Origin of the sequence: Brevibacillus sp. FIR094 (assembly GCF_050477165.1) — a bacterium.
In the GTDB taxonomy this organism is placed as follows: Bacteria; Bacillota; Bacilli; order Brevibacillales; family Brevibacillaceae; genus Brevibacillus.
This window is the reverse complement of sequence record NZ_JBEAES010000018.1, coordinates 40983-67272: the sequence shown is the minus strand read 5'-3', so window position 1 is coordinate 67272 and position 26290 is coordinate 40983. Positions and strand designations below refer to the sequence as shown.

Here is a 26290-nt window from a genome sequence, read left to right as displayed (position 1 = left end):
TTATGCCACAAACTGTGCTAAAAGACATGGAAGATCGCATGAATAAAGCGATTAATGCTTTGAAAAAAGACCTGTCCAGCCTGCGTGCAGGCCGAGCGAACCCAGCAATGCTGGATCGTGTATCGGTAGACTATTACGGTTCACCAACACCGATTAGCCAATTGGCTAACATCAGCGTGCCAGAACCACGTATGCTGATCATTCAGCCATGGGACAAAACGGCACTCAAAGAAATTGATCGTGCCCTGCAACAATCGGATCTGGGTATTTCCCCATCCAATGATGGCGTGGTCATCCGCCTGATCATTCCTCCACTCACAGAAGAGCGTCGTAAAGATCTAGTGAAGCTGGCTGGAAAAGGTGGAGAAGAAGCAAAGGTAGCGATTCGTAACATCCGTCGTGATGCAAACGATGAAATCAAGAAGCTGGAAAAGGCTGCTACCATTTCTGAAGACGATTCCCGTCGTCACCAAGAAACGATCCAAAAGACTACGGATAAATTCATTGCTGAAGTTGACAAGACCGTCAAGGACAAAGAGAAAGACATTTTGGAAGTATAGGTAATGGTAATCCCCCTCGTTTGAGGGGGATGTACGTCTATATCTCTCATTACGGGGGAACACTTTATGTTAGAACATCTGGCGCGCAAATGGGGCCGCAAAGAAAAGCAATCGGAGCCAGCCGAGTTGGATCGTTCCGGTAAGATTCCGGAACATGTGGCGATTATTATGGATGGTAACGGTCGTTGGGCCAATAAGCGCAGTTTACCCCGGGTTGCCGGGCACCGTGCAGGAATGAAAGCAGTAAAAGAAGTCGTCAAGGCTGCAGACGAGATTGGCGTTCGTTATATGACGATGTACGCATTCTCTACAGAAAACTGGAAGCGTCCACGTGATGAAGTGGATTTTCTCATGAAACTTCCGCAGGAATTTTTGTCGACAGAATTGGATGAATTAATAGAACGTGGTGTCCGCATACGCATGGTGGGCAGTAAAAACGAGCTGCCTTCTCATACGCTGAAAGCACTGTTGGAAGCAGAAGAGAAAACGAAGGACAATAGCGGTCTGCAACTGAATTTTGCCTTGAATTACGGTGGGCGAGATGAACTTGCAAAAGCATTTTCAGTGATGGCAGCACAAGTAAAAGCAGGTGAGCTTCAACCAGAGCAACTGACTGAGGAATTGATATCGAGCTACCTGTATACAAGCGAAATTCCCGATCCAGACCTCTTGATTCGCACAAGTGGAGAGATTCGCTTGAGTAACTTTATGCTGTGGCAATTAGCATATACAGAATTATGGTTTACGGACGTGCTATGGCCTGATTTTACCCGTGAACATTTTTATCAAGCAATCGTGGAATACCAAGGCCGAGCTCGTCGCTACGGGGCGGTATAACCGAGAGGTGGAATCAGTTGAAGCAACGTATAATAACAGGCCTGATTGGTGGGGCTGGTTTTCTATTATTGATGTATGCTGGTGGAGTTTGGTACTCACTATTGGTGTTTTTACTGGCTGTCATTGGCTATTTTGAATTTATGAGAATGGCTGGCATTCAGTCATTTTATTTGGCAGGATTACTCGGATATGTATTGATGTTAAGCATTTTGTGGCCGTCTCTATTAATTTCGGATTGGCTCAGTATCAGCATGCCGGATCTGATGCTGCCCGTCATCCTGCTCTTGTTGATTTACTCCGTTTTACGGAAAAATCAGTTCCACATTGAACACGTCGCCCTTACGTTGGTGGGGGCGTTATACATAGGCTACGGTTTTACTTATATGGCCGCTACCCGAAACCTACCTGAAGGATTCATGCTGACGGTCATGGTCATTATGGGAATCTGGTCGACTGATTCGGGCGCCTATTTTGTCGGAAAAGCAATAGGTAAGCGCAAATTGTGGCCAGAAATAAGTCCAAACAAGACGGTGGAAGGGGCATTAGGAGGTCTTGTCGCTTCTGTCTTGATTGTCCTTTCCATCAATGCAAGCTTTGGACATTTTGCCATTGATCAGGCTTTAATTATCGCACTTGTTGCGGGGATCGTCGGGCAATTGGGTGATTTGGTTGAGTCGGCTTTCAAGAGACATTTCCATGTGAAAGATTCAGGACAGCTCATTCCGGGTCACGGGGGCGTTTTGGATCGCTTTGATAGTTTTTTGCTCGTCTTTCCGGTTCTACATCTATTAGGTATTGTCTAAAACCTTTTGCATATAGAAAGAGATATAGAGGGTGAAATCCGTGAAAAAAATAGCGCTCTTAGGTTCAACGGGGTCAATTGGAACGAGCACGCTTGAAGTTGTAGACCAACATCCTGAGGATTTTTCGGTGGTGGCTATGGCTGCTGGAACAAACGTCGATCTATTGACACACCAGGTGGAAAAATTCAAGCCCGAGCTCGTTTCTGTGGGAAATGAGAAGGCTGCCGTTGAACTGCGAGATAGATTGGCGGGTAATTCTCAACCAGAGATCGTTTACGGGGCGGAAGGATTGGAACTGGTTGCCCGTCATGAAGCTGCCAATTTCGTTATGACCGCTGTTGTCGGCAGTGTAGGGGTCGCACCTACACTCGCTGCGATTGAGGCGGGAAAAACAATTGGACTGGCCAACAAAGAGACACTGGTGAGCGCTGGCCCTGTCGTCATGAAACGAGCGAAAGAAAAAGGCGTATCGATTATTCCAGTAGACAGCGAGCATTCAGCTGTCTACCAATGTCTGCAAGGCGAGCGCAAGGAAGATGTGGCACGGGTCATTTTGACCGCTTCAGGCGGTTCCTTCCGTCACCTCTCCAGAGAGGATCTACAGCAAGTGACAGTAGAGCAAGCATTGGCTCATCCGAATTGGAGCATGGGTGCAAAAATTACCATCGATTCTGCTACCATGATGAACAAAGGTTTTGAAGTGATCGAGGCTCATTGGTTGTTCGATTTAGCTTATGAGCAAATCGAATGCGTATTGCATTATGAAAGTATCATACACTCTATGGTAGAATACAAAGACAGAGCGGTCATGGCCCAACTCGGTACGCCGGATATGAAGGTTCCCATTCAGTACGCCATGAGCTATCCCATCAGAAAAGAACTACCTACGGAACCACTTGATTTGGTCAAGATCGCCACGCTTCATTTTGCAGCCATGGATTATGAGCGTTATCCGCTGTTAAAATTAGCGTATGAGTGCGGCATAGCAGGTGGTACGCATACTGCAGTACTGAATGCAGCCAATGAGGTCGCAGTTGATAGGTTCTTAAAGGGAGCGATCAGTTTTTTAGACATCGAAAAGGTCGTCCGAAAAACGTGCGAAGCTCACCCGGGTGTAGCGAGTCCAGAGCTTGCAGATATTTTTGCAGCTGATGAGTGGGCACGCTCTTATGCGCTCGTCTCCATCTAAGGAATATGAGTGTTAGATACTTGACAGAAAGGTGGCTGTTCACTTGCCTTTGCCCAACCTGGATTCCGTTGAATCAATTCTCGCGATTGTAGTTGTATTTGGGGTACTTGTCTTTGTGCACGAACTAGGACACTTCCTTCTGGCCAAGAAGGCAGGGATCTTATGTCGTGAATTTGCACTGGGAATGGGGCCGAAAATTTTTCGCGTGAAGCGTGGAGAAACGGAATACACCTTACGCCTGTTACCCATCGGTGGTCTTGTTCGCATGGCGGGAGAAGACCCGGAGATGGATATGTTGAAACCGCACATGGAAGTAACCGTGGAGCGGGATGCGTTAGGAAAGGTCACACATATTTTGCTCGATGGACCAAGCTCTGGTTCTGCTCGTGCGATTACCGGTACGGTGGTACAATTTGATCTGGAGCAAAATTTAAATATCGTGCTTGAACTGGATGGTGAACAGAAGACGTTTGCTGTTCATCCACAGGCTCAGCTCGTCAAGGATGGACAAGAAGTACAGATTGCTCCTCTGAACAGACAGTTCAAAGGCAAGACAGTTTCACAACGTTTTTGGGCGATTTTTGCAGGACCTGCAGCCAACTTTTTGCTGGCGTTTGTTTTGTTTATCGTGATCGGCTTCTTGTACGGCGTACCGAATGGCAGCTATCTGGGGAATGTGATCCCGGGCGGACCTGCTGCTCAAGCTGGATTATTGCCAGGTGATAAGGTGATCGCGATTCAAGGTCAGCCTGTATCCTCGTGGAAAGACGTTGTAGAGAAGATTAGCAAAGCGCCGGACCAACAATTAACATTTGAGTACGAGCGTAATGGCCAACGTATGACTGTGCCAGTTAAAGTAGGGAAAGACGAAAATAACGTGGGCAAAATCATGGTAACCAATGCACTCACGTTTGCTCCAGGAGAAGTTCTCAAATACGGTGCAACTTCCACTTACGAGTTTACAATGATGATCCTGAAAAGCTTGGGAATGCTCGTGACGGGTGAATATGGACTGAAGGACTTGAGTGGTCCAGTCGGTATTTTCAAGATGACAGGAGAGGTTGCTCAACAAGGTATGGCGATTCTGTTGAAATGGGCTGCTGTATTGAGCATTAACCTTGGATTGTTCAATCTGTTGCCACTGCCAGCCTTAGATGGCGGACGTCTCGCATTCTTGGGAGTAGAGGCGCTGCGCGGTCGACCTGTTGACCCGCATAAAGAAGGAATGGTTCATTTCCTGGGCTTTGCCTTTTTGATGTTGCTGATTTTGGTAGTGACTTGGAATGATTTGCAACGATTGTTCTCCTAATCACGTACTAACACGATAGAAAGAAAAACAGACATACCTTAAAGGATGGTGCAAAATGTTCAAGCGCGAGGAGACGAAACCGGTTTTTGTAGGTGGAGTGCAAATCGGGGGCCAAAAAAGCGTAGTCATCCAGTCGATGACGACAGCAGACACGCGTGATGTAGAAAAAACTCTGGCTGAGATTCAGAGACTGCACGATGTCGGTTGCCAAATTGTTCGCTTGGCCGTCATCAATGAAGATGCAGCCCGTGCCATCAAAAAAATTAAAGAACGCTCCCCATTGCCGCTTGTTGCCGACATTCATTTCGACCACAAGCTTGCATTGATTGCGCTGGAGAGCGGGATTGATAAAATTCGGATTAACCCAGGAAACATCGGTTCGAAAGAAAAAACACAACGCGTAGTGGAAGCGTGCCGCGAGCGCAATGTTCCGATCCGTATCGGGGTCAACTCCGGTTCAGTGGAGAGAAGACTTTTGGAAAAATACGGTTACCCTTCTCCGGAAGCGATCGTAGAAAGTGCGATAGACCACGTGCAAATTCTGGAAGACTTGAATTACGACAACATCGTCATTTCCTTGAAGTCTTCCGATGTTCCAACAATGATCCAAACCTATTCATTGATGGCACAGAAACGCAACTATCCGCTGCATGTCGGTGTAACAGAAGCAGGCACACAGTTTTCCGGCAGCATTAAGTCTTCAGTAGGAATCGGAACGGTACTGTCGATGGGAATCGGTGACACCATCCGCGTATCCCTGACGGCTGATCCTGTAGAAGAAATTAAAGTAGCGAAACAAATTCTTCGCAGCTTGGATATCGTGAACAACGATCCAGTGGTTATTGCATGCCCATCTTGCGGGCGATGCGCAATTGACCTGATCGGCTTGGCAACAAAAGTCGAAGATGCCATTTCGACGCTGAAAGTACCGTTAAAAGTAGCGGTAATGGGTTGCGCGGTAAATGGTCCTGGTGAAGCGCGTGAAGCAGATGTAGGCGTTGCCGGCGGAAATGGCGAGGGTTTGATTTTCCGTAATGGTGAAATTGTTCGGAAAGTAAAAGAAACCGAGTTGTTTGAAGAGCTGATGAAAGAAATTAATGAAATTGTAAACGAGCAAAAACCTACAACTGTAGGGTAATGCACGTTGATTGCTGATAAGGCATAAGGAGGACACGCACGTGTTGAAGCAAAGTCAAATGTTGATCCCTACCCTGCGGGAAGTGCCATCCGACGCGGAGATTGCCAGCCACAAGCTGCTGCTTCGCGCAGGTATGGCCCGCCAACTGGCTTCCGGTATTTATACGTACCTGCCCCTGGCGCTCCGTTCCCTGCACAAAATCCAAGCGATTGTGCGTGAAGAAATGAATAATGCTGGGGGACAAGAGCTGTTGATGCCAGCGATGCAACCAGCTGAGCTGTGGCATCAAACGGGTCGTTGGGATGTATACGGTCCCGAGCTCGTTCGCCTGCGTGATCGTCATGATCGTCCTTTTGCCTTGGGTCCAACCCACGAAGAAGTCATTACGAGTCTCGTGCGTGATGAGATTAACTCTTACAAAAAACTCCCGATCAACCTTTATCAAATTCAAACCAAGTTCCGTGATGAAGTGCGTCCACGCTTTGGTTTGATTCGTTGCCGCGAGTTTATTATGAAGGATGCTTACTCTTTCGATACGTCACAGGACGGTCTGGATCGCAACTTCCAGGCGATGTATGATGCGTACACGAACATCTTTACCCGTGTAGGCTTGAACTTCCGTGCAGTAGAAGCGGATGCAGGTGCGATCGGCGGAAAAGGCACTTACGAATTCATGGCGTTGTGCGATATTGGGGAAGACACGATTGCTTATTCTGAAGAAGGCGATTATGCGGCCAACTTGGAAAAAGCAGAAGTCGTGTACAAGCCATCTGCGAAGCCGGCAACAGAAGCGCCAACTCGCGAAAAATTGCATACACCTGGTACCAAAACGATCGAGCAATTGGTACAAGCACTGCAAATCGAAGCAAAGCAAATCATCAAGAGCCTCATTTATCGCTTAGACGATAAGCTGGTTATGGTGCTGGTGCGCGGTGATCATGAGATCAATGAAGTGAAGCTGAAAAACTTGTATGATGCGACGATCGTAGGGCTGGCGTCTGAAGCGGATATCGTTTCGGTAACAGGAGCGCCTGCAGGATTTGTTGGACCTGTTGGCATTGACCCTGAAAAAGTGGAAATCGTTGCGGACAATTTTGTTCAAGATGTTTATGATGGTGTCGTTGGTGCCAATGAAACAGACTATCATCTGACTCACGTAGTTGCTGGCCGTGACTTCACAGTTTCCCAGTACGCTGACTTGCGCAACATTACAGAAGGCGATGAGTGCCCTCGTACAGGTGGTGTTATCAAGTTTGCACGTGGTGTAGAAGTCGGTCACGTATTCAAGCTGGGTACGAAATACTCCACAGCGATGGGTGCTACGTATCTGGATGAGAACGGTCGCAGTCAACCAATGATCATGGGTTGCTACGGAATCGGTGTATCTCGTACGATTGCAGCAGTGATCGAGCAGAACAATGATGAAAATGGTATCATTTGGCCAGTATCTGTAGCACCTTTCCATGTGCATGTGATTCCGGTCAATGTTAAAGTAGAAGAGCAACGTCAAGCTAGTGAACAAATTACAGAAGCATTGCGCAAGGCTGGCGTAGAAGTTTTGTTTGACGATCGTCCTGAGCGTGCTGGTGTGAAGTTTAAAGATGCCGATTTGATTGGATTACCTCTGCGTATTACAGTTTCCGATAAAGCTGCACAAGAAGGAACCGTTGAAGTGCGTATCCGCAAAAACGGTGAGACACATGATGTGAAGCTGGATCAATTGGTCGATGAAGTGAAAGGTCACTTATCTCGTGTTGACCAAACAGGAGCTGCATTGTTCGGTAACTAGTTACATGCAGGAATAAGAAGGATTTTGTCGAATTTTTACGGGGTACTCCCCTAGATTAATGGGGAGTGCCTCTTTTTCTTGTTTAAACGCTCACTTATAGGGAAGGTGGGAAAACCGTGGACCGTTTACAAGAGCAAAAACATCGCTTCTCCCTATTGGTCAAGCAAATGGAAGTTCCTGACGAATGGGTGGAGCGATTTTTTCTTGATGCTCAGATTGAAAAGTTAGAGCTGTATAAGCAGAACAAAGAATGGGTTTTTCACTTTGCCCTCCCGAGAATAATACCTGCGGATGTTTATGCAGCTTTTACCAAGCGATTGACGCATACATTTTCACATCTAGCCAAAGTAGATACCCGATTTCGCTATCTCCAAAAGCCATCACTCGATCAAGTAGTCGAAGAGTATTGGGATGTCTTACTGGCGGGGCTAGAGCCAACTCTGAACTCCTTGGCAGTTACGATGCGTCAAGCACGTAAGCAAGTCGACCAACAGGAAGTCAAGGTGTACTTGCCAACGGAGATGACCGTTGAGGTTGCGAAGCGTAAACGAGCGGATAATGAGCTTTTGGCTGCTTTCCAAAAAGCTACCGATTGCTCGATGCGCTTTACTTTCCATGGGGAAGAGAGCGATGACGCGTATAAGGCCTTTGAGGAGCAACGTAAAGAGGAAGAGCGTGCTCTCGTCGAAGTTGTGATGACAGCTGTTCAGCAAGAGAACAAATCGTCTGATAAATCTGAGGCTGTCACTACGCTTATGATGGGCTATGAAATCAAAGATGCGCCGATCCCGATTTGCGAGATTCAAGATGAGGAACGCCGTATTGTCATCCAAGGAACCGTATTTAACGTAGAAGTTAAAGAGCTTCGCAGTGGACGCCATTTGCTCACGTTCAACGTTTCAGATTATACGGATTCTCTCACGGTGAAGATGTTCTCCCGCGATAAAGAAGACGTGAAAATGCTTGAATTGCTGAAAGACGGCATGTGGGTGAAAGTACGCGGAAGTGTACAGCATGACACATTTGTACGCGATCTTGTGATGAATGCCAATGATTTGAACCAGATTGAGCAGGTTATTCGCAAAGATCACGCGGAAGAAAAACGTGTCGAGCTCCACTGCCATACGCCGATGAGTGCGCTGGATGCTGTTGCATCCGTAAAATCGCTGGTCTCGACGGCAGCAAAGTGGGGTCATAAAGCAATTGCTGTCACTGACCATGGTGTCGTACAGGCTTTTCCAGAGGCGTATTCCATCGCCAAAAAGAATAACATCAAATGCATTCTCGGTATGGAAGCGTACGTAGTCGAGGATGGTATCGATATCGTTTACAACCTGCAAGCAGACAACAATCTTTCCATTGATGAGAACACAGAATACGTTGTATTTGATACGGAGACGACTGGTTTGAACGCCTCAGAGCATACGATCATCGAAATCGCTGCGGTCAAAATGAAGGGCGCAGAAATTGTTGATCAATGGACAGAGCTGATCGATCCTCAGTTGGAGATAGGACCGAAAACGACGGAGATCACGGGTATTACTAACGAGATGCTCCGCGGGCAAGAGACACTTGATGTAGTGCTGCGCAAATTCAAGGATTTTGCTGGCGATGCTATTCTTGTCGCACATAACGCGGAGTTTGATAAAGCATTCATCAACGCATGTGCTAAACGGATTGGCATGGAACCGTGGAACAATCCATTTTTAGATACGTTGCCATTAGCCCGGCTGATGTACAAAGGAATGCGCAATTATCGCTTGGGCTCATTAGCCAAAAAGTTTAACGTGGATCTAATTAATGCTCACCGTGCGCTGGACGATACCGTGGCACTTGCCCAGGTGTTCCAGCAGATGTTGAAGGACATAAAGGAAGCACAGATCCAATCGCTTGCCGAGCTAAATGAAAAAAGCAACGAAGAGGCGGATTACAAGAGTGGACGTCCATTCCATGCGACGATTCTTGTGCAGAATAAAGAAGGCCTCAAAAATTTGTACAAGCTCGTAAGTCGTTCCCATGTGGAAACATTCTTCCGTTGGCCTCGTATCCAGCGCAGTCAGCTGACCAAATACCGCGAAGGTTTGTTAATCGGGACAGCATGTAAGGATGGCGAACTGATGCAGTCAATTCTGCGTGGTAAGTCACCAGAAGAGCTGAAGGAAGTTGCTAGTTATTACGACTTTTTGGAAATACAGCCGGTTGCTCAATACTCACCACTTTTGCGTAATGAAGAAATTCCATCATTGGAGACGATGAAGGGCTATCATCAAAAGATTGTGGATATGGGAAAAGAGCTCGGCAAGCTGGTCGTAGCCACAGGAGATGTGCATTTTCTCAATCCGCAAGATGAAATCTTCCGCGATGTTTTCTTATTGTCAAAAGGGGATCCAACCGCAGGCAATCAGCCGCCACTTTACTTTCATACAACGGAAGAGATGCTAGAGGCGTTCTCCTTTTTGGGGGAAGAGACCGCAAAAGAAATTGTCGTAACAAATACGAATGCGATTGCGGATATGATTGAGGATATTAGTCCAATTCCAGACAAGCTGTACACGCCGATCATTGAAGGGGCGGACGACGAGCTTCGTCAAATGTGCTATGACAAAGCGAGGTTACTGTATGGCGATCCATTGCCTGAGCTGGTCGAGCATCGATTGGAAAAAGAATTGACCAGTATCATCAAGCACGGTTTCGGTGTGATTTATTTGATTTCGCAGCGTTTGGTAACGAAATCGTTGAATGACGGTTACCTGGTAGGTTCACGTGGATCTGTAGGCTCGTCTTTTGTTGCGACGATGTCTGAGATTACTGAGGTAAACCCATTACCGCCACACTACCGCTGCCCGAGCTGCAAGCACAGTGAATTCATCACAGATGGTTCAATTGCCTCTGGTTTTGACTTGGAGGACAAGGCATGCACAGAATGTGGTACCAGCTATGCCAAGGATGGACAAGATATTCCGTTCGAAACGTTCCTTGGGTTTAAAGGGGACAAGGTACCGGATATTGACTTGAACTTTTCCGGTGACTATCAGCCACGTGCTCACAAGTACACACAAGAGCTGTTCGGACCAGAATACGTTTATCGTGCCGGAACGATAGGTACTGTAGCGGAAAAAACAGCGTATGGATACGTGCGAAAATATGCCGATGAGCGAGGCATGACCTTGCGTAATGCGGAGATCTCTCGGATCGTGAACGGGTGCACAGGTGTAAAAAGAACGACAGGACAGCATCCAGGCGGAATTATTGTAGTTCCAGACTACATGGAGATTGAGGATTTCTGTCCGATTCAGTTCCCGGCTGATGATAATGAGTCAGAATGGCGCACAACCCATTTCGACTTCCACTCCATTCATGACAACTTGTTAAAACTCGATATTCTGGGACACGACGATCCGACCGTCATCCGTATGCTACAAGACTTGACGGGAATGGACCCGAAGACGATCCCACTGGATGATAAAAAGACCATGTCCATCTTCAGTACCACCGAAGCGTTGGGAGTCACACCAGAACAAATCGGTACGAATATGGGGACACTTGGCATTCCTGAGTTTGGAACCAAATTCGTACGTCAGATGTTAGAAGACACTAAACCGACTACGTTTGCGGAGCTTGTTCAGATTTCTGGACTTTCACACGGTACGGACGTTTGGCTGAATAACGCACAGGACTTGATTCGAAACGGTACATGTAAGCTGCCGGACGTAATTGGTTGTCGTGACGATATCATGGTGTACTTGATTTATAAAGGGCTAGAGCCTTCTCGTGCCTTTAAGATCATGGAGTCTGTACGTAAAGGTAAAGGGGTTCCTGAAGACGACCAAGAAGAAATGCGCAATAACAATGTGCCAGAATGGTATATTCAATCGTGTCAGCGGATCAAGTACATGTTCCCGAAGGCGCACGCGACTGCTTACGTCATGATGGCTGTGCGGATTGCATACTTTAAGGTCCATCGTCCATTGGAGTTTTACGCTACGTACTTTACGGTTCGCGCAGATGACTTTGACATTCCGCTGATGGTCAAAGGCTCAGCTGCGATCAAGCAAAAGATTGAGGAGATCGAGGGTAAAGGACACGATGCACAGCCAAAAGAAAAGGCATTGCTGACTGTCTTGGAGATGGCCCTGGAGATGATAGAACGCGGTTACCGTTTTACGAACGTTGATTTGTATAAATCTGACGCTACGCGCTTCTTAATCGAGGGTGATTCTCTGATCGCTCCATTCAATGCTCTGCCTGGTTTAGGAACGAACGCAGCGATCAGTATCGTTGCGGCGAGAGAACAAGGGGAGTTTTTGTCCAAGGAAGACCTCTTATCCCGTTCCCGCATCTCCAAGACCATTTTGGAGTTCTTGGACGAACAGGGTGCGTTGAAAGGACTGCCGGAATCCAATCAGCTATCTTTGTTCTAAGGCTTGCTGTCAAGGCAGACGGTCATCCAAAGGTTGTCAGCGGAGGGCTGTTATGCTATAATTTTTTTGGAAATACTGGTTTTATACGCATGGCTGATCGAGAGTGGGGAAACCCACTCTTTCTTTCTGGCTACACCTCATGGTTCAAATGAGAAGGAGGTACTTGCTTGAGCAAGGTAACGGGCATCGTCACTGAACTCGTCACGCCCATCGTTGAAGAAGTGGGCCTGGAGCTGGTTGACATCGAGTACAAAAAGGAAGGCAGCAACTGGTTTCTGCGCGTGTTTATCGACAATGAAACTGGCAACATCGATATTGATGACTGCCGCCTTGTCAGCGAGAAGCTGAGCGAAAAACTAGACGAAGTAGATCCCATCCCTACTGCATACTTTTTAGAAGTATCTTCGCCGGGTGCTGAGCGCCCTTTGCGTAAGGATAAGGATTTCACGAAAGCTGTTGGCAGACATGTTCATATCACAACAAATGAGCCAGTAGAAGGATCAAGCCAGTTCGAAGGCGAACTGATATCCTTTGAAGATGGCAAGCTGACAGTGAAAGAGGCAAAGAAAACGTATGTAATTTCCCAAGAGCAAATTGACACAGCCAGATTGGCGATTGTTTTTTAATTGTCAGTAGCTTGTGGTAGCCCGTGGTAAGTAAAGGAGGAGGCAACGAAAGTCATGAACGGCGATTTTATCGAGGCTTTAGAAGCCATTGAGAGAGAGAAAGGCATCACCAAAGACGTACTGATTGAGGCCATCGAAGCGGCTCTTATCTCTGGATACAAACGTAACTTCAACTCGGCCCAAAATGTGCGGGTGGATGTAAATCGTCATTCAGGTATGGTGCGTGTGTTTGCGCGGAAGAACGTAGTAGAAGAGGTATTGGATACGCGCCTAGAGATCTCTCAAGAAGCAGCACAAGAAATCGATCCTAACTTCCGTCTGGAGGACATCGTCGAAATCGAGGTAACGCCTCGTGATTTCGGTCGTATTGCTGCTCAGACAGCGAAGCAAGTGGTTACGCAGCGCATTCGCGAAGCGGAGCGCGGTTTGATCTACAGCGAGTTTATTGAGCGTGAAGACGATATCGTAACAGGTGTCGTTCAACGTATGGACGCTCGCAATTATTACATTGATCTGGGTAAGGCGGAAGCCGTTATGCCGATCACCGAAAAAATGCCATCCGAAGATTTTAAATCACAAGATCGCGTGAAGGCATACATCATCAAAGTAGAGAAAACCACTAAAGGACCGCAAATCGTCGTTTCTCGTACTCACCCGGGGCTTTTGAAGCGTCTCTTCGAATTAGAAGTGCCAGAAATATATGACGGCGTGGTTGAAATCAAATCTGTTGCGCGTGAAGCGGGCGATCGCTCGAAGATCGCTGTGCATTCCATCAACGCAGATGTTGATCCAGTAGGTGCTTGTGTAGGTCCAAAGGGCATGCGCGTTCAAACGATCGTTACGGAGCTGAAAGGCGAAAAGATCGACATTGTTCGTTGGTCTGAAGATCCTGCCGAGTATGTAGCCAATGCACTCAGCCCTGCAAAAGTGCTGCATGTTGAGGTTAACGTAGCGGAGAAGGTTACACGTGTGATCGTTCCTGATTATCAATTGTCTCTGGCGATTGGTAAGCGCGGCCAAAACGCACGTCTGGCAGCTAAGCTGACTGGCTGGAAGATCGATATCAAGAGCGAGTCCCAAGCCGACCAAGAAGGCATCGCTTATCCAAAAGAAGTAGAGAGCGATGAAGGGACGGACAACGAATAATCATGAAGCAAAAAAAGATCCCGTTGCGTAAGTGCATTGTTTGCCAAGGAATGTTTCCGAAAAAGGAATTAGTCCGCGTCGTCCGGACGCCAGAAGAAGAGATCGTCATTGATCTTACTGGAAGGGCGGCGGGACGCGGTACCTATGTGTGTCGGCAGGAAAGCTGTCTGAAGCCGGATGCGTTCGCATCGGGAAAATGGAAAAAAGTGCTGGAACGTGCCCTCAATATATCCATCTCCCAAGAAAAGTATGATGCTTTCCGTGAGAAATGGCTGGAGATGATGGGAAAATGATCCCAAAAGCAGCACAATTACTCGGATTGGCGATGCGTGCGAGGAAGATTGTTACTGGAGAGGAACTGGTTATTACCGCTATTCGTAATGGTCAGGCTCGCCTAGTTTTGCTCGCATCAGATGCATCAGACAATACCGCTAAGAAAGTAAAGGATAAATGTTCCTATTACGGTGTCTCATGTGTAACCACTGGCGACCGACATTCATTGGGACACGCAATCGGAAAAGATGGGCGCGTTACCGTGGCGGTAACCGATGGGAAATTGGCCGAAAGCATTCAGCGTCTGCTCACCTAACTTAGAAAGGGTGAAGTATATTTGAAGACACGTGTGTATGAATATGCCAAACAGCACAACATGAGCAGTAAGGAAATCCTCAATTTGCTAAAACGATTGAATATAGAAGTTGCAAATCATATGAGTATCATGGAAGAAGGGACGATCAAAAGGATCGAGGATCACATGGCCAAATTGCGTTCTGGTGCCAAGCCAGAGCAGCGCAATACGCCAAGTGATGCAAGATCCAAACAAACGGAAGATCAACGACGCCCCAACGACTCCAGAGGACAACAGAACAAACCCCAGCAACAAGCGGGGCAAGCTCAAACGGTTAGAAATGACAGACCAAACAGCGATCGTGGAGAAAGCGCATCAAACAGCAATCGTCCAGCTAACAACAGTGCGAGTGCCAATTCCGATCAGCAAAGTCCTCAGCATGGAAAAAATCAGGGGAAGAATCAGGAGAGAAAACCAAACAATATGAGAAGTCAACCTGCAAAGCCGAATGACCGCAAGCCACAAGGTAATCAGCAAAGACCACAAGGTAATCAGCAAAGACCACAAGGCCAAGGCCAAGGCCAACAAAGACCACAGGGTCAAAGACCACAGAACAATCAGCAACGCCCACAAAACCAACAGCGTCCTGCACAACAACCTGTTGCAAATCAAACAGAGGGACGTACAGGGGAAGAATTTGAAGATAAAGTAAATCTCCCATCCAATGTGGGTACAGAAAAACGTGAGAAAATCAAAAAGGGTCCACAGACTCAAAAGACTTTTGAAGATAACAAGAAGAGTCAGCCTTTCCGTGGCGGTGGTAATAACCGCTATAATCAAAATAATCGCCGTGGCAATAACAATCGTGGTGGCCAAAAGGCTCCACGTCCAGTATTTGACCCACCAACAAAAATTACCTTTACCGAGTCTTTGACCGTTAACGAATTGGCTGTAAAACTACGCAAAGAACCAGCAGAAGTCATCAAAAAGTTGTTTAATTTGGGGATCATGGCAACGATTAACCAGTACCTCGATCGTGAAGCCATCGAACTTATTTGCGCAGATTATGGCATTGAAGTCGAAGAAAAAATCATCATCGATGAGACCAACTTCGAAACATTAGAAGAAGTAGATGCACCAGAAAGCCTCTTGGAGCGCCCAGCAGTTGTCACCATCATGGGTCACGTTGACCACGGGAAAACGACTTTGCTGGATGCGATTCGCTCTACAAACGTTGTAGCAGGCGAAGCAGGCGGAATTACGCAGCACATTGGTGCGTACCAAGTAGAGATCAAAGGAAAGAAAATTACTTTCCTTGATACGCCAGGTCACGCGGCCTTCACAACCATGCGTGCACGTGGTGCGCAAATTACGGATATCACGATTCTCGTTGTTGCAGCAGATGATGGTGTCATGCCGCAAACGATTGAAGCGATCAGCCATGCGAAGGCAGCGAATGTGCCAATCATCGTAGCGGTCAACAAGATTGACAAACCAGAAGCAAATATGGACCGTATCAAGCAAGAATTGACCGAGTATGAACTGGTTGCCGAAGAGTGGGGCGGCGAGACGATTTTCTCCCCATTGTCTGCAAAGCAACGTACAGGTATTGAAGAGCTGCTTGAGTACATCTTGCTCGTATCCGAAGTACAAGAACTGAAAGCAAACCCAGATAAGCGTGCTCGTGGTACTGTAGTGGAAGCAGAGCTTGACAAAGGACGCGGTCCAGTCGCAACCATTCTGGTTCAACAAGGTACACTGCGCGTTGGTGACCCTATCGTCGTAGGTTCTGCTTTCGGTCGTGTGCGTGCCATGGTTAACGACAAAGGACGCCGTCTGAAAGAAGCTGGCCCATCTACACCAGTTGAAATCACGGGTCTGAATGATGTTCCACAAGCAGGCGACCAGTTCCGTGTTTTTGAAGACGAGAAAAAAGCCCGCGCGATCGGGGAAGCACGTGCTTCCAAACAGCGTGAATCCGAGCGTCGTGAGAGCTCCCGTGTTTCTTTGGATGACTTGTTCCAACACATCCAAGAGGGCGATATCAAAGAACTGAACCTGATTGTAAAAGGTGACGTACAAGGTTCTGTAGAAGCTCTGCGCGGTTCTTTGGAAAAAATCGATGTCAACGGTACACGTGTGAAAATCATTCATACAGGTGCTGGGGCGATTACGGAATCTGATGTTACGTTGGCAAATGCATCGAATGCGATCATCATTGGCTTCAACGTGCGTCCTGAACCGAATGCACGCAGCATGGCTGAACAAGAGAAGATCGACATTCGCCTGCACCGTGTCATCTACACTGTAATCGAAGAGATCGAGTCTGCTCTCAAAGGTATGCTTGATCCAGTCTTCAAAGAAAATATTATCGGTCAAGCTGAGATTCGTGAAGTGTTCAAAGTATCCAAAGTCGGAAACATCGCTGGTTGCTATGTGACTGAAGGTAAATTGAGCCGCGATGCTGGTGCGCGTTTGATCCGTGAAGGCATTGTGATTTATGAAGGCAAACTTGATACCCTCAAGCGCTTCAAAGATGATGCGAAAGACGTTGCAGCTGGCTATGAGTGCGGTCTGACTTTGGAACGCTTCAATGACCTGAAAATCGGCGATGTCATCGAAGCATTCGTCATGGTTGAAGTGAAACAATAATGATAGCAGGTGTGCAGATTGAACTGTTTCTGCCCGCTAGCCAAAACCTGAAAGAAAAACGGGCCATCGTCAAAAGTCTGATCGGCAAGCTGCGGAGCCGATTTAACGTCTCCGCGGCAGAGGTGGCTTATCTCGAGCAATGGCAGCGTACCGTGTTGGGTATCGCTGCCGTTGCTAATGAGATCTCTTTTTTACAACAAGAAATGCAGACTGTCGTCCGATTTGTAGAGAACCATCCAGACGTAGAGTTGATTCGTGTGGATACGGAATACTACGATTAATGAACAGTCAGCGGAGGTGAAAATCGATGAATAAAACACGGATTAGCCGCGTAGGTGAAGAAATCAAAAAAGAGCTGAGCCTGGTATTGCAGCGTGGACTCAAAGATCCTCGTGTCGGTTTTGTAACAGTAACAGATGTAGAGGTAAGCAGTGACCTGCAATTGGCAAAGGTTTTTGTCAGCATTTTTGGCAGTGAGGAAGAGCGTAAAGCTTCTCTTGCAGGTTTGACAAAAGCAAAAGGTTATTTGCGTACGGAGATCGGGAAACGCGTAAAGCTGCGTCACATTCCTGATTTTGTATTCAAGCTGGACGAGTCTATTGACTACGGCAGCAAAATTGAATCAATCCTGCGGGAAATCTCCACAGAGGGAGAGAAACAGGATGAGTCTTAATCAAATGGCAGTACAGGAAGCGGCGCGGTTTATGCAGGAGCACGACCGCTTCCTGGTTCTCTCTCATGTAAGTCCTGACGGAGATGCTACAGGATCTGCTTTGGGAGTTGTGCTCATGCTAGAGCAATTGGGAAAAGAGTATGTGGTTGTAAACGAAGGGGAAACACCGATCAAGTTTAATTTCTTGCCGCGGTTTGACCGTCTTTATAACCTGCGCAAGCAACCACTGAACGAGACGTTCGGGGCCGTAATCGCTGTAGACTGCGCGGATGAGTCGCGGATGGGCGATATACGGTCTTTATTTGCGTCTGGCGCTGCTTTGCTGAATATCGATCATCATCCGACCAACGATCATTTTGGAACTGTAAATCTGGTTCGGTCAGATGCAGCCGCAACAGCAGAGATTTTGTTTGATGTTGCAGAAGCAGCTGGGGTTTCATTCAATGAAGAGCTTGCGCTGTGCATCTATACTGGTCTTCTGACGGATACAGGCGGTTTCCGCTATTCCAATACATCGCCGCGTGTCATGGAAATCGCTGCTCGATTGCTCGGATATGGTGTGAAACCAGGAGACGTAGCAGAGCGCTGCCTGGAGGAAATCACTTTTGCCCATGTGAAAGTTTTGCGACGTGCGCTCCAAACCTTGCAACTGTCCCATCAAAAATTGGTTGCCTCCATCACTGTTTCAGTCGCAGATTTTGCCGAAGTGGGTGCCGAGCGGGAAGATGCTGGTGGATTGGTGAATTACTGCCGCAACATTGAGGGAGTCGAGGTCGGCGTTTCTTTTGTGGAAGCGGAACCAGGAGTGGTCAAGGTGAGCATGCGCGCTCGCGATCGGGTTGACGTAGCTGTCATTGCTAAGCAGCTCGGTGGCGGTGGACACGCAAAAGCAGCAGGATGCACGATCAAAGGACCACTTTCAGAAGTACAGCAAAAAGTATGGACTGTGCTGGACGATGCAGTAGGAGTGAAATTCGATGAGTAACGTGAACGGCGTGCTGGTTATCGACAAGCCAGCTGGTATGACCTCCCATGATTGTGTAGCACGTATTCGTCGATTGTATGGAACGAAAAAAGTGGGGCATACAGGTACACTGGATCCAGATGTAACGGGTGTGCTCCCCATTTGTGTGGGACACGCAACGAGGCTAGTTGAATATTTGCAAGAGCTGCCTAAGCGCTATGATGTAGTCATGCGCCTCGGTTCTACGACCACGACAGAAGATGCTTCCGGAGAAGTGGTGGAGCAAGCTAGCGTAGATGCAGCATCGATAACGACGGAGCGTATTCAAGCGCTGTTCGAATCCTTTTTGGGTGAAATGGAGCAGGTACCTCCGATGTTCTCTGCGGTAAAGGTAAACGGCAAGAGGCTGTACGACCTGGCTCGTGAAGGCACTGTGATCGAGCGGCAGGCACGGAAAGTGACGCTGTATGAGCTGACACTTCATAAGATCAGCGTGGATGGCGACACTGTCGATGTTGCATTCACGTGCACGTGCTCCAAAGGCACATACATGCGCACCTTATGTGTTGACCTCGGACGCGCTCTGGGTTATCCTGCCCATATGAAGCTGTTGCGGCGAATAAAAAGCGGCCCGTTCCAGGAGCAAGAGGCAATCCCCCTCCAGCAAATTGAGGAACAGGCAGCGAACGGGGAAGACATTTCCCGCTACTTGGTCTCCATCCCTCAGGCAATCTCGTTCTTACCGTCGTTTCAGGTTAAGCCAGAACGGATCAAAGCAGTACGCAATGGACTTGCGACTGCGCTTCCGGGCGTCACTATGGAAGAAGGAAGTTTGATTTGCTTGTTTGCGGGGGAAGAATTACTTGGCATCCATCGCGTATGCCGTGGAGACAAAGGACTTTTCGCCAAACCAGAAAAAGTCTTTCCAGCCGAGGTGTAATCCGTGAAAACGATCTACCTGACATACCCGTTTCCGTCTGACCTGCAAGCGAATCCTTGTGCGATTGCACTGGGGTACTTTGATGGTGTACATATTGGGCATCGCCGTGTAATCCAAAAGGCGATTGATACAGCGAAAGCAAACGGATGGCAAAGTACGGTAGTGACCTTTGATCCGCATCCTCGAGAAGTATTGGGGCAAAGCGGTTATACCCGCTATTTGACACCACTTGCCGACAAGCTCGAGCAATTCGAAAAGATGGGCGTTGACACCACTTATGTGATGAAGTTTGATATTAGCTTTGCCGCTATTTATCCAGAAGATTTCATCGCAGAGTGCCTTCTCCCATTGGAATGCCGCCATATTGTCGTTGGCTTCGACTACACTTTTGGTTATCGCGGGATGGGGACTGCCCATACTCTGCAAGAAATGAGCAAAGGTCGCTATGGGCTCGACATAGTGGGTCCGGTTAATCGCTTGGGTGAAAAAGTGAGCAGTACAATCATCCGTGAATATCTTCATCATGGGGATGTCGAGCAGGTTCGCCATTTGCTAGGTCGCTCCTACAAAGTGCGTGGGACAGTCGTACATGGCGACAAACGCGGTCGAACTATTGGCTTCCCTACAGCGAATGTCCAAGTGAATCAGCTGTACTTGATCGGAAAGAATGGGGTCTACGGTGTTCGCTTCACCGTGGATGAACAAAGCTACTATGGCGTCATGAACGTAGGCATAAAGCCGACATTTGAACTGGAGAAAAAAGAAAAGTCACTAGAAGTGCACATTTTTGAGTTCTCTGGTGAAATCTATGACAAAGAAGTAGAAGTAGAGTTCCTGTTCTACATTCGGGAAGAACAGAAATTTGCCGGAGTCGATGCACTCATCGCGCAAATTGGACGAGATGTACAAACAGCGAAGCAGAAATTCGCAGAAGGAATCTCGTAAAGGATTCTCTTTGCTTTTCACAAAATGGTATGCTATAATTCAAAACGTTGTACAGATAACCGTAGCTTGGCTGTCCGATTCTCACCGACGGCAGACTCGGCGAACGGTATAAAAAATGAGGAGGTGAGTCATGATGGCATTGACTCAAGAACGTAAAACTCAACTGATTCAAGAGTTCCGTACTCATGAGAACGACACCGGTTCACCGGAAGTGCAAATCGCTATCTTGACCGAAAACATTAACAATCTGAACGGACACTTGCGTACGCACAAGAAAGATCACCACAGCCGTCGTGGTCTCTTGAAAATGGTTGGTCAACGTCGTAACCTGTTGACATACCTGCGTGAAGCAGATGTTCAACGCTATCGTTCGGTTGTAGACCGCCTGGGTCTGCGCCGCTAATCAGCGTCTTGTAAAAAGCGGGTTCTGCCCGCTTTTTCTATCGTGTAGGAGGGTTTAGCGTAGAAATGCGCTAAGCCCATCCGAAACGAGTAAAAAAGCTTGTGACCTATCGGGTAGATTTAATTAGCTTCAAAAGAAGCTTTTTTTATTATCTAGAAAGACTGCCAAAGGTAGCCATTTAATTTTTATCATGGCAGGAAATAATACATATAGGTAGAAAACAAAGTGTGAAATGCACATTGTTGTGAAGGAGGACTGCTAGCATCATGGAGCAACAATACCGTACATATGACTTCGAACTGGCAGGCCGAAAACTGACCCTGGAATTTGGCAAAATGGCTAAACAGGCGCATGGTTCGGTCTTGGTTCGTTACGGCGATACAGCAATCCTGTCCGCAGTTACAGTCTCGAAGGAACCAAAACCACTTGATTTCTTTCCATTGACTGTCAACTATGAGGAGCGTCTCTACGCGGTTGGGAAAATTCCTGGCGGCTTTATTAAAAGAGAAGGACGTCCAAGCGAAAAGGCAATTTTGGCTAGCCGCTTGATTGACCGCCCTGTCCGCCCTCTTTTTGCAGAAGGATTCCGTAACGATGTACAAATCGTAAATACTGTTTTGTCTGTGGATCAAGACTGCTCACCTGAAATCGCTGCGATGATCGGTACTTCCGCAGCGCTATCCGTTTCGGAAATTCCTTTTGAAGGTCCGATTGCAGGAGTGATCGTAGGACGAATTGACGGGGAGTTCGTCATTAACCCTACGGTAGCTCAAGCAGAGAAAAGCGATATTCACCTGACTGTCGCAGGTACGCACAAAGCGATTAACATGGTGGAAGCAGCTGCGAACCAAGTACCGGAAGCAGTAATGCTCGAAGCGATCATGGCTGGTCATGACGTTATTAGGCAACTGGTAGAATTCCAGAACATGATCGTGTCCGAAATTGGCAAGCAAAAGATGGAAGTCATCTTGCATGAGGTGGATCCTGAAATCGATCAAGCTGTGCGTGAATATGCGGAAGCTCGCTTGAAAGAAGCTGTTCGCATCGAAGAAAAACAAGCACGCTACGATGCTATTGACGATATCAAGGCAGAAACCAAAGAACATTTTGCAGCCAAGGATCCTGAGGCATACCCAGTACAGGAAAAGATGATTAGCGAAGTACTTGGCAATATTGTCAAGGATGAGGTTCGCCGTCTGATTACGGATGAGAAAGTTCGGCCTGATGGACGCGCTCTGAACGAAATCCGCCCGCTGTCCAGTGAGACAACCATTCTTTCCCGTACACATGGCTCGGCTATGTTTACCCGCGGTCAGACGCAAGCGCTGAGCGTTTGCACATTGGGCGCGCTGGGAGATGTTCAAATTCTCGATGGACTCGGTTTGGAAGAATCGAAGCGTTTCATGCACCACTACAACTTCCCGCCGTATAGCGTGGGTGAAGCACGTCCGCTGCGTCCTCCAGGGCGTCGTGAAATCGGACACGGTGCGTTGGGTGAGCGTGCAATTGAGCCGATCATTCCATCTGAGGTAGAGTTCCCATACACGATTCGTCTTGTATCCGAAGTAATTGAATCCAACGGTTCCACATCGCAAGCGTCGATTTGCGCGAGCGTACTTGCCTTGATGGATGCAGGTGTACCGATCAAAGCACCGGTAGCAGGTATTGCGATGGGCTTGATCATGAGCAAAGATGAGAAATCTTTCTCGATCCTGACTGATATTCAAGGTATGGAAGATCATTTGGGAGACATGGATTTCAAAGTAGCGGGTACAGAGGCTGGTGTAACAGCTATCCAAATGGACATCAAAATTTCCGGTATCAACCGTGAGATTTTAGAGCTGGCCTTGGAGCAAGCGCGTGTTGGTCGTTTGCACATCCTGAACCATATGATGAGCACGATTTCCGAACCGCGTAAAGAACTGTCTCCTTATGCTCCAAAAATCATGACCATGACGATCAATCCGGAGAAAATTCGCGATGTAATCGGTCCACAAGGTCGTGTCATCAATAAGATTATCGAAGAAACCGGCGTGAAAATCGATATCGAGCAAGATGGACGAGTCTTCATCGCATCCATCAACCATGAAGCGAATCTGCGCGCGAAACAAATCATTGAAGATCTGGTTCGTGAAGTAGCTGTTGGTCAGGTGTACCTGGGAACAGTAAAACGCGTAGAGAAGTACGGTGCGTTCATCGAATTGTTCGCAGGTAAAGAAGGCTTGTGCCACATCTCTCAACTGGCTGAAGAGCGTGTAGCCAAAACAGAAGATGTTGTCGCAGTTGGTGATAAAGTACAAGTGAAAGTGACGGAGATCGACGACCAAGGTCGTGTGAATCTCTCTCGCAAAGTAGTTTTGAAAGAGCAAGCTGCTGCGGCACAAGCTACTGAAACGCCAACAAAAGCAGAATAAAGAAAAACAAAAGGCTTCGTCACTCGAAGAAATTCGTGTACGGAAGCTTTTTTCTTTTATGTGCCAGATGCTTCTGTTTCGTATGTCTAAGTCGTTCCTTCCTCTCATACATTGGACAAGAGAGACTCGTATGATCGATAGAGGAGGGCGACGCCCTAATGACGAATAGGACCAGGAGACTTTTGTTCATCTTTATATATGGAGCAGCGCTGATTGTTCTCTTGAATTATCAGCCTATTCATCATTACATCAGTACGATCAAACATGTCCAAGTAGTGAATGGAGATCATAACGAAAACGAAAAAGCGCGTTTACGGGCGCAGATTGAAAAGTGGAAAGAGGGCAGAGAGGAACAGCCGATAGATGCCGTCGTCGATCAGACGTGGAAGGCGATTCCGGGATATAATGGTCGTGTAGTGGATGTAGAAGAATCAATCAATAAAATGCTGGCTGCGGGTGTGTCCAGTCCAGATTTGCTGGTATACAAGGAAGTACCTCCAGTGGTTTCGCTTGAACAATTGGGAGCACATCCCATCTATCGAGGAAATCCGAATAAACCAGCGATTTCTTTCATGATCAACGTGGCTTGGGGAAATGAGTATCTCGATTCGATGCTCGATACACTCGATAAACACAAGGTAAAAACAACCTTCTTTTTGGATGGCTCTTGGGCAAAACGTTACCCAGAAGAAGCAAAAAAGATCTTGGCACGTGGCCATGAGATTGGTAATCATGCGTATTCCCACCCCGATATGAACACACTGGGGACACAGAGAATTCATCAAGAGATAAGTCGTACGCAAGATGTTATTTATAAAACGCTGGAAGTGAAGCCTTCCTTGTTTGCACCTCCATCTGGTGCTTTTAACCAACGCGTTGTACAAATCGCGCATGCTTCTTATCAAATGAAGACGATTCTATGGACGGCAGATACGATTGACTGGCAGAAACCTTCGCCTGCTTATGTGATCAATAAAATAAGCCGGAAAATGGAGAATGGTGTCCTCGTACTCATGCACCCTACTTCTACCTCCGAGGCCAGTTTAGATCAACTTCTGACGATTGCCAAAAAGAAGGGGCTGCAGCCGACGACTGTTTCGGAGGTAATATCGAGTCGTAGACTCCCGTCACCGTAAATACATGTTCATTTATTGTGGAGACAAAGGAAGTTTGCTATAGTTAGACGTGTTTACAAGAAATTCCCCGAGGTTTCGGGTAGAGACAGATGAACAACCGAGGAGGATTTACGTGATACAACGTCATACGTGTGATAACGGTCTTCGAATCGTGACGGAACGGATTCCGTCCGTTCGCTCCGTTGCCTTAGGCATCTGGGTAGGGACTGGTTCGAAATATGAAAACGAGAAAAACAACGGGATTTCCCATTTTCTCGAGCATATGTTTTTCAAAGGCACGACAACTCGTTCGGCAAAGGAAATTGCGGAAACCTTTGATGAGATTGGCGGAAACGTGAACGCCTTTACCTCGAAGGAGTATACCTGCTATTACGCAAGGGTGCTCGACCAACACGCGCCAATCGCCCTCGATGTTCTTTCTGATATGTATTTCAACTCGGTGTTTGATGCAGATGAGTTGGAAAAGGAAAAGAACGTCGTTATTGAAGAAATTAGCATGTATGAAGACGCGCCAGATGATATGGTGCATGATTTAATTGCGCGAGCTTCGTACAGCACACACCCACTGGGGTATTCAATTTTGGGTACAGAAGATGTCTTGCGTAGCTTGAAACGTGACGATTTGCTCGCTTATATTGATCAGCATTACCTGCCAACGAATACGGTGATTACAGTAGCAGGAAATTTTGAAGACAGTTTGATTGAAGATATTCAAAAGCGCTTTCAGACTTTATCGCGTCCAGGCAGTATGCCGACCTTGTCTACTCCTGATTTTGCTGGAAATGTGATTGCGCATCATAAGGCGACAGAGCAAGCGCATCTGTGCTTGTCACTACCTGGCTTTAAGGTAGGGCATCCTGACGTCTACTCCTTGATTTTGCTGAACAACGTGCTGGGTGGCAGCATGAGCTCGCGTCTGTTCCAAGAAATTCGTGAAGAGCGCGGCTTGGCATACTCTGTTTATTCCTATCATTCGTCCTACAAAGAAGCGGGTACGTTCCACGTGTATACAGGAACGGCACCAGAGCAAGTAGGACAGGTTTTTGACATCGTCTCGCGCGTCCTACGCGATGTCGCTGATCATGGAATTACGGACAAAGAGCTGAACAAAGGAAAAGAGCAGCTGAAAGGCAGCCTGATGCTCAGCTTGGAAAGCACGAATAGCCGTATGAGTCGACTTGGCAAAAATGAACTCCTGCTGAGCCGTCACCTTAGTTTAGACGAGATCATCGCCAAAATTGACCGTGTTTCCCATGAATCTGTTTTGGCTGTGGCGCAGCAACTGTTCCGTTCCAAGATGTCTATGGCGATGGTGAGTCCACTCGATGGCTTCCCTGAAAACGTGAAAAACGATATTTTGTTGTAAGCAAAAATCCGGCATAGCCCGGATTTTTTTGCGTATATCAACAGTAAATAAAAGGACAAAGGGGGCTTCTCCATGCGCTTAAGCGAGTTGGGTGGGAAGGAGATTATCGGACTGGACAACGGGGAGAAAATGGGGGTCATCAGTGATTCCGATTTAGTCATCCATCCCGAAAACGGTACGATTCAATCCATTATTTTGCCAGGAGGAAGTTTCTTTGGGTTCGGAAAGAAGCGTGAGGACCTCGTGATCCCATGGAACTCCATCGTGAAAATTGGGCCAGATATGGTCATCATCCAGCTTCAAGCACCTGAGGCACAAGCTTCTCAAAAGTAGGCGCTTCTGTCACCGAAGTAGCAGGAGCGGAATAGGATGGGGGTAGACCGCATGGATTTCCGTCAACTTTTCCAAATG

Annotated in this window: 23 protein-coding genes; all 23 read left to right on the top strand. The window is 47.4% G+C overall.

Going from position 1 to position 26290, the window contains the following annotated elements; all coding sequences use genetic code 11:
* Positions 1-2 precede the first annotated feature (2 nt).
* Complete coding sequence (gene frr / locus ACQ5DJ_RS17460; RefSeq protein WP_144614579.1) at positions 3-560, top strand: ribosome recycling factor; 558 nt, start codon at positions 3-5, stop codon at positions 558-560.
* 66 nt (positions 561-626) lie between these two features.
* On the top strand, positions 627-1397 hold the full coding sequence (locus ACQ5DJ_RS17455; RefSeq protein ID WP_144614581.1) for an isoprenyl transferase: 771 nt from the start codon (positions 627-629) through the stop codon (positions 1395-1397).
* 17 nt (positions 1398-1414) lie between these two features.
* Positions 1415-2200, top strand: coding sequence for a phosphatidate cytidylyltransferase (locus ACQ5DJ_RS17450; protein ID WP_429843589.1), 786 nt, complete (start codon positions 1415-1417; stop codon positions 2198-2200).
* A gap of 40 nt (positions 2201-2240) precedes the next feature.
* Complete coding sequence (locus ACQ5DJ_RS17445) at positions 2241-3389, top strand: 1-deoxy-D-xylulose-5-phosphate reductoisomerase (protein ID WP_429843588.1); 1149 nt, start codon at positions 2241-2243, stop codon at positions 3387-3389.
* Between the two features lie 43 nt (positions 3390-3432).
* Complete coding sequence (rseP, locus tag ACQ5DJ_RS17440; protein WP_144614587.1) at positions 3433-4698, top strand: RIP metalloprotease RseP; 1266 nt, start codon at positions 3433-3435, stop codon at positions 4696-4698.
* Positions 4699-4753: 55 nt separating this feature from the next.
* A complete protein-coding gene (ispG, locus tag ACQ5DJ_RS17435; RefSeq protein WP_007719240.1) occupies positions 4754-5836 on the top strand; it encodes a flavodoxin-dependent (E)-4-hydroxy-3-methylbut-2-enyl-diphosphate synthase in 1083 nt (360 codons plus the stop codon).
* A 43-nt stretch (positions 5837-5879) separates the two neighbouring features.
* Complete coding sequence (locus tag ACQ5DJ_RS17430; protein ID WP_429843634.1) at positions 5880-7625, top strand: proline--tRNA ligase; 1746 nt, start codon at positions 5880-5882, stop codon at positions 7623-7625.
* Positions 7626-7741: 116 nt separating this feature from the next.
* Positions 7742-12046, top strand: coding sequence for a PolC-type DNA polymerase III (locus ACQ5DJ_RS17425; RefSeq protein WP_429843587.1), 4305 nt, complete (start codon positions 7742-7744; stop codon positions 12044-12046).
* Positions 12047-12213: 167 nt separating this feature from the next.
* Complete coding sequence (gene rimP, locus ACQ5DJ_RS17420; protein ID WP_429843586.1) at positions 12214-12672, top strand: ribosome maturation factor RimP; 459 nt, start codon at positions 12214-12216, stop codon at positions 12670-12672.
* A 54-nt stretch (positions 12673-12726) separates the two neighbouring features.
* On the top strand, positions 12727-13818 hold the full coding sequence (gene nusA, locus ACQ5DJ_RS17415) for a transcription termination factor NusA (RefSeq protein WP_017249293.1): 1092 nt from the start codon (positions 12727-12729) through the stop codon (positions 13816-13818).
* Between the two features lie 2 nt (positions 13819-13820).
* Positions 13821-14111 carry an RNase P modulator RnpM gene (gene rnpM, locus ACQ5DJ_RS17410; RefSeq protein WP_429843585.1) on the top strand — a complete coding sequence of 97 codons (291 nt, stop codon included), beginning with the start codon at positions 13821-13823 and terminating at the stop codon, positions 14109-14111.
* The gene (locus ACQ5DJ_RS17405; RefSeq protein ID WP_007719232.1) at positions 14108-14407 is read left to right on the top strand and encodes a YlxQ family RNA-binding protein; all 300 of its coding nucleotides are present in this window, start codon (positions 14108-14110) and stop codon (positions 14405-14407) included. Before rnpM ends, ACQ5DJ_RS17405 begins: the two co-directional genes overlap by 4 nt.
* A 21-nt stretch (positions 14408-14428) precedes the next feature.
* A complete protein-coding gene (infB, locus tag ACQ5DJ_RS17400; protein WP_429843584.1) occupies positions 14429-17038 on the top strand; it encodes a translation initiation factor IF-2 in 2610 nt (869 codons plus the stop codon).
* Positions 17038-17319: a DUF503 domain-containing protein gene (locus ACQ5DJ_RS17395; protein ID WP_007719228.1), complete on the top strand. Its 282-nt coding sequence runs from the start codon at positions 17038-17040 to the stop codon at positions 17317-17319. The genes infB and ACQ5DJ_RS17395 overlap by 1 nt, the downstream gene beginning before the upstream one ends.
* Before the next feature lie 26 nt (positions 17320-17345).
* Entirely contained in the window at positions 17346-17711 is a 366-nt protein-coding gene (gene rbfA, locus ACQ5DJ_RS17390) for a 30S ribosome-binding factor RbfA (RefSeq protein ID WP_007719226.1), read from the top strand.
* Positions 17701-18696, top strand: a complete 996-nt coding sequence (locus ACQ5DJ_RS17385) for a DHH family phosphoesterase (RefSeq protein ID WP_429843583.1) — start codon at positions 17701-17703, stop codon at positions 18694-18696. Before rbfA ends, ACQ5DJ_RS17385 begins: the two co-directional genes overlap by 11 nt.
* Complete coding sequence (truB, locus tag ACQ5DJ_RS17380) at positions 18689-19615, top strand: tRNA pseudouridine(55) synthase TruB (protein WP_429843582.1); 927 nt, start codon at positions 18689-18691, stop codon at positions 19613-19615. The genes ACQ5DJ_RS17385 and truB overlap by 8 nt, the downstream gene beginning before the upstream one ends.
* A 3-nt stretch (positions 19616-19618) precedes the next feature.
* The gene (locus tag ACQ5DJ_RS17375; RefSeq protein ID WP_429843581.1) at positions 19619-20560 is read left to right on the top strand and encodes a bifunctional riboflavin kinase/FAD synthetase; all 942 of its coding nucleotides are present in this window, start codon (positions 19619-19621) and stop codon (positions 20558-20560) included.
* A 133-nt stretch (positions 20561-20693) separates the two neighbouring features.
* Entirely contained in the window at positions 20694-20963 is a 270-nt protein-coding gene (gene rpsO / locus ACQ5DJ_RS17370; protein WP_015891708.1) for a 30S ribosomal protein S15, read from the top strand.
* 266 nt (positions 20964-21229) lie between these two features.
* Positions 21230-23377, top strand: a complete 2148-nt coding sequence (pnp, locus tag ACQ5DJ_RS17365; RefSeq protein WP_429843580.1) for a polyribonucleotide nucleotidyltransferase — start codon at positions 21230-21232, stop codon at positions 23375-23377.
* A 158-nt stretch (positions 23378-23535) separates the two neighbouring features.
* A complete protein-coding gene (locus tag ACQ5DJ_RS17360) occupies positions 23536-24513 on the top strand; it encodes a polysaccharide deacetylase family protein (protein WP_429843579.1) in 978 nt (325 codons plus the stop codon).
* Positions 24514-24625: 112 nt separating this feature from the next.
* A complete protein-coding gene (locus ACQ5DJ_RS17355; RefSeq protein ID WP_429843578.1) occupies positions 24626-25879 on the top strand; it encodes a M16 family metallopeptidase in 1254 nt (417 codons plus the stop codon).
* Between the two features lie 72 nt (positions 25880-25951).
* A complete protein-coding gene (locus tag ACQ5DJ_RS17350; RefSeq protein ID WP_429843577.1) occupies positions 25952-26212 on the top strand; it encodes a YlmC/YmxH family sporulation protein in 261 nt (86 codons plus the stop codon).
* The last annotated feature ends 78 nt before the right edge of the window (positions 26213-26290 follow it).

Excerpts from the sequence above, each read along its gene's own strand:
- frr (WP_144614579.1), top strand. The coding sequence starts at position 3 with ATGCCACAAACTGTGCTAAAAGACATGGAAGATCGCATGAATAAAGCG.
- ACQ5DJ_RS17455 (WP_144614581.1), top strand. The coding sequence starts at position 627 with ATGTTAGAACATCTGGCGCGCAAATGGGGCCGCAAAGAAAAGCAATCG.
- ispG (WP_007719240.1), top strand. The coding sequence starts at position 4,754 with ATGTTCAAGCGCGAGGAGACGAAACCGGTTTTTGTAGGTGGAGTGCAA.
- nusA (WP_017249293.1), top strand. The coding sequence starts at position 12,727 with ATGAACGGCGATTTTATCGAGGCTTTAGAAGCCATTGAGAGAGAGAAA.
- rnpM (WP_429843585.1), top strand. The coding sequence starts at position 13,821 with ATGAAGCAAAAAAAGATCCCGTTGCGTAAGTGCATTGTTTGCCAAGGA.
- ACQ5DJ_RS17405 (WP_007719232.1), top strand. The coding sequence starts at position 14,108 with ATGATCCCAAAAGCAGCACAATTACTCGGATTGGCGATGCGTGCGAGG.
- ACQ5DJ_RS17395 (WP_007719228.1), top strand. The coding sequence starts at position 17,038 with ATGATAGCAGGTGTGCAGATTGAACTGTTTCTGCCCGCTAGCCAAAAC.
- rbfA (WP_007719226.1), top strand. The coding sequence starts at position 17,346 with ATGAATAAAACACGGATTAGCCGCGTAGGTGAAGAAATCAAAAAAGAG.
- ACQ5DJ_RS17385 (WP_429843583.1), top strand. The coding sequence starts at position 17,701 with ATGAGTCTTAATCAAATGGCAGTACAGGAAGCGGCGCGGTTTATGCAG.
- truB (WP_429843582.1), top strand. The coding sequence starts at position 18,689 with ATGAGTAACGTGAACGGCGTGCTGGTTATCGACAAGCCAGCTGGTATG.
- rpsO (WP_015891708.1), top strand. The coding sequence starts at position 20,694 with ATGGCATTGACTCAAGAACGTAAAACTCAACTGATTCAAGAGTTCCGT.
- pnp (WP_429843580.1), top strand. The coding sequence starts at position 21,230 with ATGGAGCAACAATACCGTACATATGACTTCGAACTGGCAGGCCGAAAA.
- ACQ5DJ_RS17360 (WP_429843579.1), top strand. The coding sequence starts at position 23,536 with ATGACGAATAGGACCAGGAGACTTTTGTTCATCTTTATATATGGAGCA.
- ACQ5DJ_RS17350 (WP_429843577.1), top strand. The coding sequence starts at position 25,952 with ATGCGCTTAAGCGAGTTGGGTGGGAAGGAGATTATCGGACTGGACAAC.